At 56.6% G+C, this 19,382-nt stretch carries 1 protein-coding gene; it reads right to left on the reverse strand.

All coding sequences use genetic code 11. The features are described from left to right. Nucleotides 1-405 precede the first annotated feature (405 nt). Nucleotides 406-19,173 (reverse strand): non-ribosomal peptide synthetase, encoded by an 18,768-nt coding sequence (locus tag ACYCS5_RS07960; protein ID WP_459761038.1) that lies wholly within the window; start codon nucleotides 19,171-19,173, stop codon nucleotides 406-408. Nucleotides 19,174-19,382 lie beyond the last annotated feature (209 nt).

The following is a 19,382-nucleotide window of genomic DNA, read 5'->3' on the forward strand; positions in this document are numbered from 1 at the left end:
TGATAGCTTGATTTTACTTAATTCTTTAAATAGTGAACTTATGGAAGGTAGATTACTATTCCAGCCTCCTGATTGTAATACTGAAAAAAACGTTCGGCATAATACCAAAAGTCTTCTCCAAGAGCTTCACGTTTCCTTTTTTATCCTGTAGTCTTCGTGTGCCTTTTGTTGTTCTTCTGGTGTCATAGTCAAAAGATTAAACTCGTCTGCAACGATCGGCCATTACTTCTTTTCGTTTTTCGGATTTCTGTTGTGTTTTGTCGATTTTCCAGTAAATTGAAATCGTTACTCAGCGGCACTTGACGTCAGATTCCTGTGGTGGATTTTTCCCTTTCATTTTGAAAAAAACACCCGGCAGGATGCGTACCGAGAAAAATACGGCATACACCCAAGCCGGGTAAGGGATTAGAAAATAATATCAATGGCCTCTAGCACATCTTGCTCCTGTTCGGATTGCCCGTTCAGGGAAATATCCTTCAACAGCACCGAAGGCTGTTCGCAAATTTGGGTGATGATCACGAGCAGGTCCTGAGCGAAATTGTCGATCAGATTGCGCGTAAACAACTTGGTAGCATATTCAAACTGCCCGTTCATTCCCTCATCCAGCAACGAAATGACCAAGGTAAGATCAAATTGGGAAACCGTATGAGTTTCCGGATAAGATTCGATCTTGATATCCCCGAAGCTTTGAACGTTATCTTCCTTGGTTTCCAGAACAAACATGACATCGAATACAGGATTGCGGCTTTGATCTCGCGGCGCCTGCAGCTTTTTCACAAGCTCCTCGAACGGATAATCCTGGTGGTCGTAGGCCCCCAGCATCGTTTCTTTGACTTCATTCAAGTAAGCGAGGAACGTCTTCTCCCCGGACGGATAATGGCGAATCGCCAAAGTGTTGACAAACATTCCGATGAGCGGCTCTAGGTCGGCATGTGTGCGGCCCGAAACCGGCATGCCTACAATGAAGTCTTCTTGTCCCGAGTACTTGCTGAGCAGGATTGAATAGGCCGCCAATAACACCATATAAAGGGTGGCGCCGTTCTCATCGGCGATGCGCTGCAAGCTGTCGGTCATCTGCTTGTCGATGCTGAAAGGCAGCACATCTCCCTCAAAGCTGCGAGCGGCAGGTCTGACAAAGTCCGTAGGCAGTTCAAGCGTCGGCAGTTCGCCTTCCAGCACGTCCAGCCAGTAGGCTTCCTGACGTTTCAGTCGCTCTTTTACAGGTTCGGACTGCTGCCAAGCGGCGAATTCCTTGTATTGAATCCGAAGCGGTTCCAGAGTCTCGCCGTTATACAGGCGCAGCAGCTCTTCGACAAAGATGCCCATCGACATGCCATCCGTGACGATATGATGAATGTCCAGCATGAGCAGTTGCCGTTCCGCTTCCCATTCGACTAAGCCCACACGCAGCAGCGGCGGCCGCTCCAAATCAAAGACGCGCACAAAGCCGTCTACGATGCTCTTCGTTTCACTTTCCGTCGCTTTCGTATACTCGACGGCAAACTTCAAGTCCGGATAAATCCGTTGTACCGGTTCGCCGTCGACCATTTCGAAGCCGGTTCGCAAAATTTCGTGACGAGCTATCAATCCTTTGAGCGCCGCCTCGAATTGATTCCGTTCCAAGCGCCCGACGAGAACCGTCATGCCGGACATGTTGTAGCTAAGCTCGGCGCCTTCCATCTGCTGCTGGATGTACAGCCGTTTTTGCACGGAGGAAAGCGGATAGTAATCCCTCTCTTCCAGAACCGGAATGGAGAGGTGTTCCTGCCGCTCCAATTGGCTGATCGCTTCGGCCATCGCTTCGATGGTCGAGTGCCGGAACACATCGCGCAGCGGCAGGTCCACGCTCAGCTCCTTGTGCACCTTGCTGACCAGCGTCGTCGCCCGCAGGGAGTGCCCGCCGAGGTCGAAGAAGTTGTCCGTCACGCCAATCGTGACCGGCCCGAGCACGTCCTGCCAGATGGCGACCAGTTTCGCCTCCAGTTCGGTGCGCGGCGCCACGTATTCGCGGCCTGCGCTTGCTCCCCCTTCCGGCGCCGGCAGCGCCTTCCGGTCGATTTTCCCGTTCGGCGTCAGAGGCAGGCGCTCCAGCTCGACGAAGTACGACGGGATCATGTAACCCGGCAACTCGCTGGAGATCGCCCGTTTCAGGTCCGCCGCCGTCAAGCCTTCTTCCGCTGTATAATAAGCGCACAAAGCTTTCTGACCTTCTTGATCTTCCCTGACGACGACGACCGCTTCCTTCACGCCACCTACACTCAGCAGCTGCGACTCGATCTCGCCCGTCTCGATCCGGTACCCCCGGATTTTCGCCTGGTTGTCGATCCGGCCGATGAAGTCCACGTTCCCGTCCTCCATCCACCGCGCCAAGTCGCCCGTGCGGTACAGCCGCTCGCCCGCGGCGAACGGGCTGTCTACAAACTTCTCTTCCGTCAGCTCCGGACGGTTCAAGTACCCGCGCGCCACTCCGACTCCGCCGATGACCAGCTCGCCCAGCACCCCGACCGGCACCGGGTTCAGATGCGCGTCCACGATGTAGAATTTCGCATTCAGCCACGCTTTGCCGATCGGCACATGGCCTGTCTGCGGCAGCTTCGTCAGCGGCTCGTCGTAGAAGCTGGAGTCGATCGCCGCTTCCGTCACGCCGTATGCGTTGATGATCCGGAACAACGAGCCGAAGCGTTCCTGCAAGGTCCGGTAATCCCCCACGCTGCAGCTGTCCGAGCTCGTGATCAACAGCTCCATCCAGCTCATATCCAGTTGCTGCTCGTGCACGTACTCCAGGAACGGCACGATCAGCGCCGGCGTCGATTCAAAGATGGTGACCCGTTCCCGCTCCATCCAGTGGTGCAGACGAGACGGATCGATCCGGTCGTCCTTCGGCACAATCACCATCGTGCCTCCGTTGTACAGCGTCCGCGCGATATCTCCCACGAACACGTCGAACGAGAAGCTGGCCAGCTGCAGCAGCCGCACCGGGAACTGATCCAACCGGTATTCCCGCCGGTAGCCCGCCGCCGTGTTCACCAGGCTGCGGTGCTCGATCATCACGCCCTTCGGCTTGCCCGTCGTTCCCGACGTATAAATCACGTACGCCAGATCCTCCGGACGGGCTTCATGGAAGCTGTCGGCATTCGTCCGCTCCTCGCTGTACGACGCTTCGTCGTCCAGGTACAGCACCGCCGCCAGCGCCAGCTCCTCTTCGCCGAGCCAAGCTTCAGCACGCTCTCGCAGCGGCGTTTGCGTCAGCAGCACCTTCGCTCCGCTGTCTTCAAGCATGAACCGCACGCGCTCCGCCGGATAATCCGGGTCGAGCGGCACATACGCCCCGCCCGCTTTCCAGACGGCCAGCACGGCCACCAGCAAGTCCACCGAACGCTCGGCGAGAATGCCGACGATCGCCTCCCGGCCGATGCCGCTTGCGCGCAGCATAGCCGCCAAGCGGTTCGCCCGCTCGTTCAGCTCCGCATACGTCAGCCGGTCGTTCTCGTACACGACGGCCGCCTCTTCCGGCGTGCGCTCTGCCTGTTCCTCAAACAGCCGGTGGAATGCGACTGCAGGAGCCGCTTCCGGCTGCGCCGGGTTAAACGCGCCGAGAATTTGCTCTTTTTCCGCCGCCGTCAAAATGCCCAGCTCGGCAATAGTCGCCGACGGGTTGCGGAGAATGGATTCAAGCAGCTGCAAGTAGTGAGCGGCCAATTTCTCCACCGTTTCGGTTTTATAAAGAGCAGTGGCGTATTCAAACAGATATTCCAAGCCTTCCTCGATCTCCGTGACGTCCAAGCTGAGATCGAATTTAGAAACAATTTCTTCGCTGGCATACGTCGACAAATGGAGTCCGGGAAGCTGGATTTCCAAATTCTCTGTATTCTGCAAAGCAAACATCGTATCGAACAGCGGATTGCGGCTTAAATCGCGAGCTACGTTCACCTTATCCACCAGTTCCTCAAACGGATAATTCTGATGTTCAAAAGCGCCCAGCGTCGTCTCCTTGATTTCCTTCAAGTAGTCAAGGAACGTTTTACCGGCAGCCGGATAACTGCGGATGGCCAGGGTATTGACGAACATCCCAATCAGCGGCTGAACGTCGCTGTGATTTCTTCCCGCAATCGGCGTACCGACCACCACGTCTTCTTGCCCTGTATACTTATGCAATAATATTGTATAACCAGCAAGCAGAACCATGTAAAGCGTTGCGCCGTTCTCGGCTGCAAGCCGTTTCAGACCCTCGCTTTTCTCGCTATCCATAAACAATTGCAGCGTGCGGCCCTCGTAGCTCTGCATAGCCGGGCGCGGATAGTCCGTCGGCAATTCCAAAACCGGCAGCTCTCCGCGGAACATGTCGAGCCAGTAGGCTTCCTGCTTGGCAAGCTGAGCTTTCTGCTCGTCCGATTGCTGCCATACCGCATAATCTTTGTACTGAATGCGGAGCGGCTCCAACTGCTCCCCGCTGTACAAGCGGACGAACTCTTCGATCAGTACGTCAATCGAAACGCCGTCGGATACGATATGATGCGTATCGAACATTAGAATGTGCCGGTCCGGCGCCAGTTCGGCAAGGCCTACCCGCAGAAGTGGCGGCTTCGCTAGATCAAACGGACGAACGAATTGGCGCACCGTTTCTTCCGCCTGCTCCCCGCTGATCTGCACATATTCCACCTGGAAGGCAGCTTCTTCGTAAATCCGCTGAACCGCTTCGCCTTTTACCATCTCAAAGCCAGTACGCAGCGTTTCATGACGAGCTACGAGCCCGCGGAACGCTTCTTCAAACCGCTGCCGGTCGAGCTTTCCTTCGAGCAGCATAGCTCCCGGTATGTTATAGCTCAGCTCGGCTCCTTCCAGCTGGTTCAAGATATAGAGACGTTTCTGAGCGGAAGAGAGCGGATAATACTCGCTAGGTTCCGCAGCCGGAATAGCCGTGAACGAGCCGATCTCTAGCCGCTCCATAGCCGCGGCCATTTCCTCAACCGTCGAGTAGCGGAATACGTCGCGAAGCGGGAATTCAACACCTAGCTCCTTATGCATTTTGCTGACCAGCGTCGTCGCCCGCAGGGAATGACCGCCGAGGTCGAAGAAGTTGTCCGTTACGCCTACCGCCTTCTCCCGAACAAGCACATCCTGCCAAATGGCGGCCAGCTTCGCCTCCAGTTCGGTGCGCGGCGCCACGTATTCGCGGCCTTCGCCTGCTCCCCCTTCCGGTGCCGGCAGCGCCTTCCGGTCAATCTTTCCGTTCGGCGTCAGAGGCAGGCGCTCCAGCTCCACGAAGTACGACGGGATCATGTACCCCGGCAGCTCGCTGGCAATCGCCCGCTTCAGGTCCACCGCCGTCAAGCCTTCTTCCGCTGTATAATAAGCGCACAAAGCTTTCTGACCTTCTTGATCTTCCCTGACGACGACGACCGCTTCCTTCACGCCACCTACACTCAGCAGCTTCGCTTCGACTTCACCCGTCTCAATCCGGTACCCCCGGATTTTCGCCTGGTTATCGATCCGGCCGATGAAGTCCACGTTGCCGTCTTCCATCCACCGCGCCAAGTCTCCCGTGCGGTACAACCGCTCGCCCGCGGCGAACGGGCTGTCTACGAACTTCTCTTCCGTCAGCTCCGGACGGTTAAAGTACCCGCGCGCCACTCCGACTCCGCCGATGACCAGCTCGCCCAGCACCCCGACCGGCACCGGATTCAGGTGCGCATCCACGATGTAGAATTTCGCATTCAGCCACGCTTTGCCGATCGGCACATGGCCTGTCTGCGGCAGCTTCGCCAATTCCTCGTCGTAGAAGCTGGAGTCGATCGCCGCTTCCGTCACGCCGTAAGCATTGATGATCCGGAACAACGAGCCGAAGCGTTCCTGCAAGGTCCGGTAATCCGCCACACTGCAACTGTCCGAGCTCGTGATCAACAGCTCCATCCAGCTCATATCCAGTTGCTGCTCGTGCACGTACTCCAGGAACGGCACGATCAGCGCCGGCGTCGATTCGAAGATGGTGACCCGTTCCCGCTCCATCCAGTGGTGCAGACGAGACGGATCGATCCGGTCGTCCTTCGGCACAATCACCATCGTGCCTCCGTTGTACAGCGTCCGCGCGATATCTCCCACGAACACGTCGAACGAGAAGCTTGCGAGCTGCAACAGCCGCACCGGGAACTGATCTAACCGGTATTCCCGCCGGTAGCCCGCCGCCGTGTTCACCAGGCTGCGGTGCTCGATCATCACGCCCTTCGGCTTGCCCGTCGTTCCCGACGTGTAGATCACGTACGCCAGGTCCTCTGGACGGGCTTCATGGAAGCTGTCGGCATTCGTCCGCTCCTCGCTGTACGAGGTTTCGTCGTCGAGGTACAGCACCGCCGCCAGCGCCAGCTCCTCTTCGCCGAGCCAGGCTTCGGCGCGCTCTCGCAGCGCCGTTTGCGTCAGCAGCACCTTCGCTCCGCTGTCTTCGAGCATGAACCGCACGCGCTCCGCCGGATAATCCGGGTCGAGCGGCACATACGCCCCGCCCGCTTTCCAGACGGCCAGCACGGCCACCAGCAAATCCACCGAACGCTCGGCGAGAATGCCGACGATCGTCTCCCGGCCGATGCCGCTTGCGCGCAGCGTGGCCGCCAAGCGATTCGCCCGCTCGTTCAGCTCCGCATACGTCAGCCGGTCGTTCTCGTACACGACAGCTGCCGCTTCCGGCGTGCGTTCCGCCTGTTCCTCGAACAGCCGGTGGAATGCGGCCGCAGGAGCCGCTTCCGGCTGCGCCGGGTTAAACGCGCCGAGAATTTGCTCTTTTTCCGCCGCCGTCAAAAGCTCCAACTGATTCACGCGGATGTTCGGGTTAGCCGCAACCATCTCCAGTGCCCGGGCAAAATGACCGTGGATCAGCCTGATGTCTTCCTCTCTGAACGTCAGCGCATTGTACGTAAACCGCAGCAAAATATGCTCTTCCGGAATGACGGTAATGTCCAGGTCGTAGTTCGTTTGCTCCGGCGAATGGATATTAGCGATTTTCAGCGCTTCTTTGTCTCCGCCGACGACCTGCTCAATCTGTTCTTCCATCGGATAATTTTCAAAGACCATGATATGGTTGATCAAGTCGCGCTTTTGCTCGCTCAGCGACTGAATCTCGAACAGCGGGAACGTTTCGTAAGCTCCCGATGCCAGCGCTTGGTCCTGGGTTTTTCTCAAGATATCGGCTACCGTCTCCTCGGCTTTGCCTTGAATACGGACCGGGATCGTATTAATAAACAGGCCGATCATGCTTTCGATGCCCGGAATTTCCGCCGGACGCCCGGATACGACGGAGCCGAATACAACATCCTCGCTGTTGTTGTATACCTGCAGAACCAGTCCCCATACGGTCTGCATGAACGTATTGAGCGTCACCTGCTGCTGGCGCGCCACCCGCTCGATTTGCCCGGTCAGTTCCTTGCTGAGTTCCACATCGATTTCAGCTGCTTCAAAAGCGCCCTGCTTCAGCTGCGTTTTCTCCTGGGGCAGCTTGGTCTGCTGATCGTAACCCGCCAAATACTCGGACCAGTAACGCGAAGCTTTCGCGGCATCTTGAGCTTCCAGCCATTCGATATACCGGGAGTACGAGGTAACCGGAGGAAGCTCCAGCGTCCGCTTCTCGTGGAACGCGAAGTAGGTGTCGAACACTTCCTTGATCATGAAGGACATGCACCAGCCGTCCATCAAAATGTGATGGTGACTCCAGATCACATGGTAGGACTCGTCGCCCGTGCGCAAAACTGTCACGCGCATAAGAGAGCCTCGGGCAAAATCGAACTTGTTCGCTTTATCTGCGCTGACAAAATCGGCTATCGTCTTCTCCGGGTCTTCATCGCTTACCGAGCGAATATCTTTGAAGTACACTTCACACTTCCGCTCGCGGAATACCACTTGAAGCGGCTCGTCTCTCCAGCCAGTAATAAAGTTGGTCCGCAGCGCCTCATTCCGCTGCACCAGCGTATCCAATCCTTGGGTGAAGGCTTCGACATTCAGGCTTCCGTACAGATCGAAGGTCACCTGTTCGAAGTAAGCTTCCGAATCGGCATCCAGCAGGCTGTGGAACAACATCCCTTTTTGCAGCGGAGTCAAGGTGTATACATTCTCCAGTTCGCCGAGCGCCGCCGTATGTTCGGACAGCCGCTCCAGTTCTTCCACCGTCACATCTTGAAGCAGTACGTCGCTAGGCGTAAGCTCCGGCCGCTCTTTCGATACGCAATGGCTGATGACTTCACGCAAGCTCGATTGAAGCAGGGTGCCCAGGCGCTCTACCGTTTCCCGTTTATACTGGGTTTCCCCATAACGGATCGTGAGTTCCAGCACTCCTTCCGACACCATACCGTTAATATCGAGGACAAAATCCATCACTGCATTCGGGCTTGAATCGGAGCCCGGGCTGAACGGAGACGGCTGCGAGTCGCTGCTTTCGTAATCCTGGTCGAACTGACCCAAATAGTTAAAGCTGATCTCCGGCTCCAAAGCGAAGCGCTCGCCGTCACGCGACGCCGACAAATAACGCAGGATGCCGTAGCCGATTCCTTTGTTCGGAATGCGGCGCAAGCTTTCCTTAACCTGTTTCACCTGATGACCGAGCGCCTGGGCGTGACCCGGCTCCAGAACGACAGGGAATTGGCTTGTAAACCAGCCTACTGTGCGCGTAATGTCCACATCCGGCAAAATATCTTCCCGGCCGTGGCCTTCGAGATTCACCAGCACGCGTTCCCGGCCGCTCCAAGCTTGTACCGCGAGGCCAAGCGCAGCAAGCAGCAAATCGTTCATTTCCGTATGGTAAGCACGGTGTGCCTGCTTCAGCAGCTGTTCGGTTTCCTCTGCCGTCCAGCGAACGGTCACGAGCCCGCTGTCCTTCAGCTTGGATCTGCCTTGTTCAAAATCCTTCGGAAGCGGCTCATAGGTCAATTGCTCGATATGTTGCCAATACTCTCTCTCGCTTTCCATCGCCGGACCGTTCGCATAATCAGCGAGCTGTTTCGCCCACGTTTGGAATGAATCCGTTTTGAGCGGCAGACGGATCGGCTGCCCTTGCAGCGCCTGCTCATAGCCGGCAGCAAAATCCTCAAGCAGAACCCGCCAGGATACGCCGTCTACGACCAAGTGATGGATCGCGATGAGCAGGTGGTCGCCGTCGTCGCAGCGGAACAAGCCGAGCTTCACCAGCGGACCGTTTTCCAGATCGATGCTCGCTTGAATGTCATTCGCCTTAGCCTCTACCGCTTCTTTCACGTCGCCGACTCCTTTGAAATCGACAACTTCCAGATCGAACAGTGCTTCGTTCTCCCCGGCGCCACGGTTCCATGCGGTATAGCCGTTCTCGGTTTGGCGGTAAACCGTACGGAGAGCATCGTGATGCACAACAAGCTGACGCACCGCTTGGCGTAAAGCTTCTTCGTCAAAGCCTTGCTTGGAGAACTGCATGAACGCCTGGTTGCTGTGATGTACGTCAGCCGGATTTTGTTCAAAGAACCAGCGCTGAATCGGGGTCAAGATGACCTCTCCCGTCACTTCGGCCTGGCTTGCCGTTCTCTCCGCCGTTTGCAGATGCAAACTAAGGGCGGAAATCGTCGGGTAATGGAACAAATCTTTCATGACCAGCTTGTACCCCGTTTGCAAAAGACGGGACGATACCTGCAAGGCCTTGATCGAATCGCCGCCGAGCGCAAAGAAATTGTCCATCGTGCCGACCTGATCCACGCCCAGCACCGACTGCCAGACCGACGCAAGTGCTTGCTCGGCAGGAGTACGAGGCGCCGTGTATGCAGCCTCGGCACGAATGCTTCCTTCCGGCACAGGCAGCGCTTTACGGTCGATCTTCCCGTTCGGCGTAAGCGGCATTTGATCCAGGCGCATGATGCGCGAAGGCACCATATGGGAAGGCAGCGCGGCGTCCAGATGGGCCACAAGCCTTTCCAGATCGAAGCTGGAATCCGCTACGACATACCCGCACAAATATTTCTGCCCCCGCTCGTCCGTCCGGTCGATGACAAGCGCTTGACGCACGCCGGCAAAATTTTTCATGGCCGCTTCAATTTCACCAAGCTCGATCCGATAGCCGCGAATTTTAACCTGGTTGTCGATCCGGCCGATGAAGTCCACGTTGCCGTCTGGCATCCAGCGCGCCAGGTCGCCCGTCCGGTACAGCCGCTCCCCAGCGGCGAACGGGCTGTCTACGAATTTCTCCGCCGTCAAATCCTGGCGGTTCAAGTAACCGCGGGCCACACCCGCTCCGCCGATAACCAGCTCGCCCAACACCCCGATCGGCACCGGCTTCAGATTCGCATCCACGATGTAGAACTTGGCGTTCAGCCACGCTTTCCCGATCGGCACGCTGCCCGTCTTCGGCAGCTTCTCCAGCGGCTCGTCATAGAAGCTGGAGTCAATCGCCGCTTCCGTTACGCCGTAGCTGTTAATAATACGGAACTGCGAGCCGAAGCGCTCCTGCAAGGTGCAGTAATCCGCTACGCTGCACGCATCCGAGCTTGTGATCAGCAGCTGCATCGAGCTGAGGTCCAGACCCTCGGCATGCACATGCTCCATGAACGGCACGATCAACGCCGGAGTCGATTCGAACACCGTCACGGCGTAGTCGCGAATCCAGCCATAGAGGCGGATTGGATCAATTCGGTCGTCCTTCGGCACGATGACCATGGTGCCGCCGTTGTACAGCGTCCGCGCAATGTCGCCGACGAACACGTCGAACGAGAAGCTCGCGAGCTGCAGCAGCCGGATCGGGAACTGATCCAGGCGGTATTCCCGCCGGTAGCCCGCCGCCGTGTTCACCAGGCTGCGGTGCTCGATCATCACGCCCTTCGGCTTGCCCGTCGTACCAGAGGTGTAGATGACGTAAGCCAAATCGCGCGGCTTGTTCACATTCGCCGGATTCGATGCGAGATCCGCCGCTAGTACGTTCTTCTCGGCTTCTGCCGTGGCGGACATTTCGGCAGAAGCCGTTTCCGCTTGCGCCAAAGCCTCCGCCTCTGCGCCTGCTTCGCCCAAAGCTTGTACACCCACAGCCGCTCCGAGGCTGTACGTCGCGGCGTCGTCAAGCGCAAGCACCGTTTGCAGCACTAGAGCTCCTTCGCTGCGCCAAGCTTCCGCCTGCTCCAGCAGGCAGGTCTGCGTGAGCAGTACCGACGCCCCGCTGTCCGCGAGCATGTACTCGATCCGCTCCGTCGGATAGTCCGGGTCGAGCGGCACATAAGCGCCGCCCGCTTTCCATATGGCGAGCACCCCGATCAACAGCTCCGCCGAACGACCGGCCAGAATGCCGACCACCTGCTCCGGCTTCACCCCGCACGCCCGCAGTGCATACGCTAGACGATTCGCTTTGGCGTTCAGCTCCGCATACGTCAGCTTGCTGTCTTCGTAGACAACCGCCAGCGCTCCCGGAGTGCGCTCCGCCTGCTCCTCGAACAGCTCGTGGAAAGTTCTCTCTCTCCACGACTCATTCGCTTCCAAACCTGTACCCTCTGCGGCGGGTTGCTTCGCAAGAGCCGAAGACGACATGTCAAACCCGACCAGCAAATCATGCTTTTCGCTGTCCGTCAAGATATCCAAATCCGAAATCCGCGCACCCGGCTGAGCCAGGATCGACGCCAAAAGCTGCTCGTAATGACCCGCCAGCCGTTCCATCGTTTCCTGTCTAAACAACGAAGTAGCGTACTCAATCTTGCAAACCAGCTCGTTATCGGATTCCACGATATCAAGGCTAAGATCAAACTTTGCCGTCTTTTCCTCGATGTCGAACAGCGACCATTGCAAGCCTTCCAGGGTTAAATCCAAGCTTTCGTGCTTTTGCAAAGAAAACATGGTGTCAAACAGAGGATTCCGGCTTAAATCCCGGCTCACCTGAAGAGCTTCCACCAGCTCCTCGAACGGATAGTCTTGGTGCTCGTAGGCTCCAAGCGTCGTTTCCTTCACTTCCTGCAAGTAATCCAGGAACGTCCGCTCCGCCGCCGGACCCAAGCGAAGGGCCAGCGTATTGACGAACATACCGATAATCGGCTGCAGGTCGGCGTGAGAACGGGCGGCAATCGGAGTGCCGACCACTATATCTTCCTGTCCCGCGTATTTATGAAGCAATACGGAGTACGCAGCCAGCAGAAGCATGTACAGCGTTGCCCCCGAATCGCCGGCAAGCCGTTTGAGAGCTTCGCTTTTCTCCGCATCCAGCGTAAACGTGAGCGTTTGACCGTCAAACTGCTGAACGGCCGGGCGGGAGAAGTCGAGAGGCAGCTCAAGAACCGGAAGCTCGGAGCTGAATACCCCGCGCCAGTATTCCTCCTGCCGTTTGATGCGCTGGCGCTGCTCCTCGGATTGCTGCCAAACGGCGTAATCCTTGTATTGAATCCGCAGCTCCGGCAATTCTTCCCCATTGTAAAGCCGCACGAATTCGCGCAGCAGCACGTCCATGGAAAGGCCGTCGGAACCAATATGATGAATATCCAGCGCGAGCAGGAATTTCTCTTTCTCCAGTTCGATCAGCAGGGCGCGCAGCAAAGGCGGCTGGGTCAAGTCAAAAGGCTGAATGAAGCCTTCAAGAATGGCCGCAACCTGATCTTCGCTTGCTTGAAGCTTCTTGACCTTGAAAGCTACGAGCGGATGAATACGCTGAACCGGCTCCCCATTCACGATTTCAAAACCGGTGCGCAGCATATCGTGCCGGGCCACCAAAGTAGTCAGCGCCTTTTCCACTTTGACCTCGTTCAAAGCGCCTTCCAATTGCAAGGCGCTTGGGAGGTTATAATTCAGCTCCGAACTATCCAGCTGGTGCAGGACGTACAGCCTTTTTTGCGCGGAGGAAACCGGATAGTACGCTTTCTCTTCCGCTTTCGGAATCGAGCAGTGCCGCGTTTCTTCCAAGCTGGCAATAGCCCCGGCCATCGACTCTACCGTCGTATAGCGGAACACATCGCGCAGCGGAAGTTCGACGTTCATTTCCTTCTGAATCTTGCTGACAAGGTTCGTCGCCCGCAAGGAGTGGCCTCCGAGCTCGAAGAAATTGTCCAGGACTCCAATGCCGGAGTAGCCCAGTACTTCCTCCCAGATCTTCACAAGCTGGGACTCCGTCCGGTTACGCGGCGCTACGTATTCGACGCCCGTTTGTATGCCGCCTTGCGGCTCCGGCAGCGCTTTGCGGTCCACTTTACCGTTGGTCGTCAGCGGCATGCGCTCCAGCTGCACGAAGTACGACGGGATCATGTACCCCGGAATTTCCTGGGCCAGCGAGGTTCTCATTTCGCTGACCGTCAGCATCCGGTCCGCCACAAAGTAGGCGACAAGCGCCTTCTCGCCCCCGCCGTCCTGACGAGCGAGCACCACCGCTTCTTCCACGCCCTCGACGTTCAGAAGCTGCGTCTCGATTTCGTCCAACTCGATCCGGTACCCGCGGATTTTCACCTGGTGGTCGATCCGGCCCAGGTATTCGATGTTGCCGTCCGGCAGCCATGCCGCCAAGTCGCCCGAGCGGTACAGTTTCTCCCCCTCCGCAAACGGGGAATCGACGAACTTCTCCGCCGTCAGATCCGGGCGGTTCAGATATCCTCTCGCAAGGCCTTCCCCGGCCACGTACATTTCGCCCGCTACTCCAATCGGCACAGGGCGGCGGTTTTCATCCAGGACGTACACCCTCAGCGTCGGGATCGGCTTGCCGATATTGCTCTTCGCCGCCTCCATTTCGACCCACGTGATTTCCTTATACGTCACGTGAACCGTCGTCTCGGTAATGCCATACATATTGATCAGCTTCGTCTCCGGGTACTTCGTCTTGAAGCCCTTGAGCTGCAGCGGACTCAGCGCTTCGCCCCCGAAGATGACGTTGCGAATCCGCAGATCGTACGGATGGTCCGCCAAGACCTCACGCAGCAGCTGGTAGAAGTACGTTGGCGTCTGGTTCAAAATCGTGACCTGTTCGCGGCCCAGCAGCGCCAGGAAATCGGCCGGATTTTTCGCCGTCAGCGGCGGTACGATGACCAGCTTGCCTCCGTACAGCAGCGCTCCGTACATTTCCCAGACGGAGAAATCGAAGCAGAACGAGTGGAACAGCGTCCACGTGTCGGACGGCCCGAAGTCGAACAGGTTCTTGTCGTTGAACAGGAGGCGCACGACGTTCTTATGCTCGATCAGCGTTCCTTTCGGTCTGCCGGTCGTTCCCGACGTGTAGATGACATATGCCAGGTTGCTCGGCCCGGAAATCGGCTCCAGGTTCGAAGCGTCCAGCGCACCTTCGGAGTCCGCCCCTCTGTCGCCCCAAACGAAATCGTCCAATTCGAGGCGCGTTCCTGCGAAATCGGTCTTCTCGTGCAGATGCTTTTGAATCAGCAATAACGGCGCGCCCGAATCCTCGATCATGAAGCGGATACGCTCCTCCGGGTAGTCGGGATCGACAGGCACGTATGCTCCGCCCGCTTTGAGAATCGCCAGAATGCCAACGACCATATCGAGCGAGCGTTCGGCCAGAATCGCTACCAGCTGGTCCGCTTCTACTCCCGCCTCCCGCAGCTTCCGCGCAAGGCGGTTGGATCGCTCGTTCAGCTCGCGGTAGGTCAGCTGCCGCTCGTTCATGACGGCGGCCACGTTGTCCGGGTAAAGCTCCGCCTGTTCTTCGAACAAGCCGTGAATCGTCTGCTGCCGCGGGTAGTCCGCCTCCGAATCGTTGAAACCGCGCACCAGCTCGCGGATTTCCTCCTCCGTGAGCATTTCCAGCGAGGCAATATCCCCGTCCGGCGCTGCTGCGATGGTTTCGAGCAGCTTGTCATAATGTCTGGCGAACCGCTCCGCGGTCTCTTGTTTATACAAAGCCGTAGCGTACTCCAACCGGCATTCGAGCTGACCGTCCAGCTCCGAAATATCCAGGAGTAGCTCGAACTTGGATGTTTGGTTTTCCAGTGGATAAAACGATTGCTCCAGCCCCTCGATGACAATTTGCTCGCTCTCTGTATTTTGTAGGGAGAAGAACGTGTCAAAGAGCGGATTCCGGCCAGTCGCGCGCGGAATGTGAAGACTTTCTACCAAGTCTTCGAACAAATAATTTTGGTGCTCGAAAGCCCCGAGCGTGATGTCCTTGATTTCTTCCAGGTACGAAAGGTACGGCTTGGAACGCTCCGGACGGCTGCGAATGGCCAGCGTGTTGATAAACATCCCTACGATCGGCTGCACTTCTTCCTGCGTTCTTCCGGCAATCGGCGTTCCTACGATCAGATCTTCCTGACCCGAATATTTATGCATAAGGATGGTGTAAGCCGACAGCAGCACCATGTACAGGGTCGTCCCTGTCCGTGCCGCCAGCTCTTTCAGCTTCTCCGTCCGATCTTTCTCGATATAAAACTTCACGGTTCGGCCGTCAAAGCTTTGCACCGCAGGCCGCGGGAAGTCCGTCGGTAGCTCCAAGACCGGCAGCTCGCTCGACAGCTGTTCCAGCCAATACTCCTTCTGCGGCTGGAGCATCTGCCCATAAGCTTCGGAATGCTGCCAAACGGCATAATCTTTGTATTGAATGCGCAGCGGGGCCAGCTCCTCGCCCCGATACAGGCGGCTGAACTCATCGAAGAGCAGCGCTGTCGAAATGCCGTCCGAGACGATATGGTGCATATCGAACAGCAGAATGTGGCGATCCTCGGCGACTTCGATCAGGCCGATGCGGAGAAGTGGCGGCTTGGTCAGATCAAACGGGTGATAGTAAGCTTCCACCACTTGCTCCACTTCCCGCTCGCTCGCCTGGAAATAATCCACAGCAAACTCCACCTCGTCATAGATGCGCTGGACAAGCTCGCCTTGAACCTGCTCGATTCCGGTACGCAGCGTCTCATGGCGCTGAATCAGCGCACGGAACGCGTGCTCGACGCGCGTGCGGTCCAGCTTGCCTTCGAGAAGAAGCGCCGCCGACATATTGTAGCTGCGCTCGGCTCCGTCAAGCTGGCGCAGGACGTACAGACGCTTTTGTTCGGATGAAACCGGATAGTACTCGGCCTCAGCCGCCTTTGTAATCTCATACGTCTCCTGCTGCCTTAAACCGCCGATTCTTTGGGCCAACTGTTCGATCGTGGTGTAGCGGAAAACTTCCCGCAGCGGAACCTCGACTTGCAGATCTTTCCGAATCTTGGAAACCAGCGTGGAGGCCCGCAAGGAATGACCACCCAAGTCAAAGAAATCGTCTTGGACTCCAACTCGCGCAATACCCAGCACCTGCTGCCAAATGAGAGCAAGTCTTGTTTCCAGCGTTGTGCGAGGAGCCACATACTCACGGCCTGCTTCTACCTCTCCGGTCGGTTCAGGCAGCGCCTTACGGTCAATTTTACCGTTCGGCGTGAGCGGAAGCTTATCAAGAGACACCAGCCGGGCCGGGACCATATGGGCCGGCAGCTCTTGCTTCAATTGGGACAGCAGATCGCTCAGCTGCACGGAAGCATCCGCCGCCACGTAGCCGCACAAATACTTTTGCCCCTGCTCATCCGTACGGTCGGTCACCACAGCCTGCTTGACGCCCGGGAAACGCAGCAGGGCCGTTTCAATTTCGCCGAGTTCGATCCGGAACCCGCGAATTTTCACCTGATAGTCGATCCGGCCGATGAAGTCGACGTTGCCGTCTTCCAGCCAGCGGGCCAAATCGCCTGTCCGGTACAGACGTTCGCCCGGTACAAACGGGCTGTCCGCAAATTTCTCGGCGGTTAGGTCTGGACGGTTCCAGTACCCGCGCGCCACCCCGGCGCCGCCGATGACAAGCTCGCCCGGAACCCCTACAGGAACCGGCTTTAACGCGGCATCGACAATGTAAAACCGGGCGTTCAGCCAAGCTTTGCCGATCGGCACATGACCCGACGACGGCAGCTTATCCAGCGGCTCACCGTAAAAGCTGCTGTCAATGGCCGCTTCGGTAACTCCATAGCTGTTGATGATGCGGAATTGTCCGCCGAATCTTTCCTGCAGCAATCGGTAATCGGTGACACTGCAAGCATCCGAGCTGGTAATCAGCAACTGCATGGAGCTAACGTCCAGCCCTTCTTCATAAATATGCTGCATGAACGGCAGGATGAGCGCAGGCGTCGATTCGAATACCGTAATGTTTTGGTCCCGAATCCAGCCGTATAAGAGGTTCGGATCAATCCGGTCATCCTTCGGCACAATCACCATCGTGCCTCCGTTATACAGCGTCCGCGCGATGTCTCCGACGAACACGTCAAACGAGAAGCTGGCCAACTGCAGCAGCCGCACCGGAAACTGATCCAACCGGTACTCGCGACGGTACGCATCCGCCGTATTCACGAGACTGCCGTGCTCGATCATGACGCCTTTCGGGCGTCCCGTCGTACCCGAGGTGTAAATCACATAAGCCAAGTCTTGCGGGGCGCTGTTGGCAGATTGAAATTCCACGGCTAAGGCATCCCCGTTATAAATCTGTTCATCGTCCATGGCATAGACAGCTTGAAGCTTCAGCCGGTCATCGGCCAACCAACCTCCGGCCCGCTCCAACAGATGACGCTGCGTAAGCAGCACCGATGCATCGCTATCGCTGAGCATGTACTCAATCCGCTCCGCCGGATAATCGGGGTCCAGTGGTACATAGGCTCCGCCGGCTTTCCAAACGGCGAGCACCCCGACCAGCAGTTCCACCGAACGCTCCGCCCAGATCCCCGTAATCGTCTCCCTTCCCACGCCCTGTTCGCGAAGGAGAGAAGCCAGCCGCTCGGCGCGTTCGTTCAATTCGCCGTAGGTCAGCTGTTTGTCCATGTAGACGACTGCCGGATGATCTGGAATTTCTCGAGCAAACTTTTCAACATACCGATGAAACGCTTCTCCCTCGCTCAGCCCTGCCACCGGCGGGTTAAAAACGTTGAGAATGCGGTGTCTCTCCTCATCGCTCAGCAGAGAAATCTCGCGTACCGGCAGTTCGGGAGTCTGAAGAAACTGGTCCAGAACGGTTACATACTGTTCCATAATCCGATCAATCTCGGCCGTCTCGAACAAGCCGGTACGATAGGAAGCATGGAGAATGACATGTCCTTCATTCAGCATATGGTCGAAGCGCAGCAGCAAATCGTCCATCTCGTGCCTAGCGAAGTGAGCCTCCAGGCGTACCTTGATTTCTTCGTACTCCACGATTTTCAAAGGCAGATATTCCAGAGACGTGCGGAACAGCCCCGAAAGATCGTTGCGGCCGTGTTGTTCGCGTAAATCCTGGATCAATTGGTTATAAGGGTATTTCTGATACCGCAGATCCGCCGTATTTTCCTTGGAAACCGTTTGGATCAAGGAAAGCACGTTCCTGTCTGGATTCAGACGAATCCGCGTAGCCACGGTGCTGACGAACATGCCAATCGTTTCTTTTTCCTTCTTGCTGGTGCGATTGGCAAAAACCGTGCCGACCGGAACATCGGTGCTGTCGGTCAGCTTGTACAATAAGGCGTACATGGCGGACAGAAATAATGTATATAAGCTGACCTGATATTGTTCGCTGAAGGCCAGAATGCGTTCATACCGGGAACCGTCCAAAGTGATGGACAGTTTATTGGATTCGCTGCCGATCGAGAATGGCGGATACGATTTAATGCCGGTCGTTTCAGGCAAAGTGTTGTACTTCGTCAGCCAGTATTCCTTGCCTTTCTGATAACGCTGCGATTGCTCATATTCACGCTCCGCGGAAATATAATCTAGATAGGAAGGGGGCTGGTAACTGCTGGAGATGCCTTTGCGCAGTTCCAGGTATTTTTCCATCACCGCATGCAGCAAAGCATTGACGGACAAGCCGTCGGCGATAATATGGTTTACCGTCAAATTGAGCCATACTTGGCCGTTCGCAAAATGAATAATCGTAAATTCGTAGAGGTGTTCGTCGAACACGCTGGCCGGTTTTTCGCTTACTTCCTTCACCCAAGCATAGAATTGTTCGATTGTGCCTATTTCGAGGCGGCTTATCCTAGCTTGGACATTCTCCGGCTCTTCGAACCACTGCGTTGGATTTTGCAAATCCCCGCTAATGCGGATTCGGAAAACGTCATAGGTTTTGACGATCTCTGCCGCCGCTTGCTTCAGAAGCTGTGTGTTGATCTCGCCCGTAATCTGGTAGGTCGCGGAAAGCATCGTGATGGACGTTCCCGGATTCATAATTTCCATGAACCATATTCGGCGCTGGGCTTGCGTTAATCCATATTGCTCGTTGGTATTCTCTGTCACATCGACACACTCCCGGTTTAGAGATTCTTTATAGATAGGCTTTGTACCTAGATGTCACTTAGTCACTCTTAGAAGAACCGCGCAGGCCATTCCCGGAACGGCTCCATCGGACTCTTCCTCATTTTTCGTGTCTACGTTTTCTGGTAACTACCGGTTATAAAGTCATACCTTGGATTACTAAAAGACTCTGTCGCATTCGCGAGCAAGAA

It is taken from the genome of Paenibacillus sp. SEL3 (assembly GCF_054602585.1).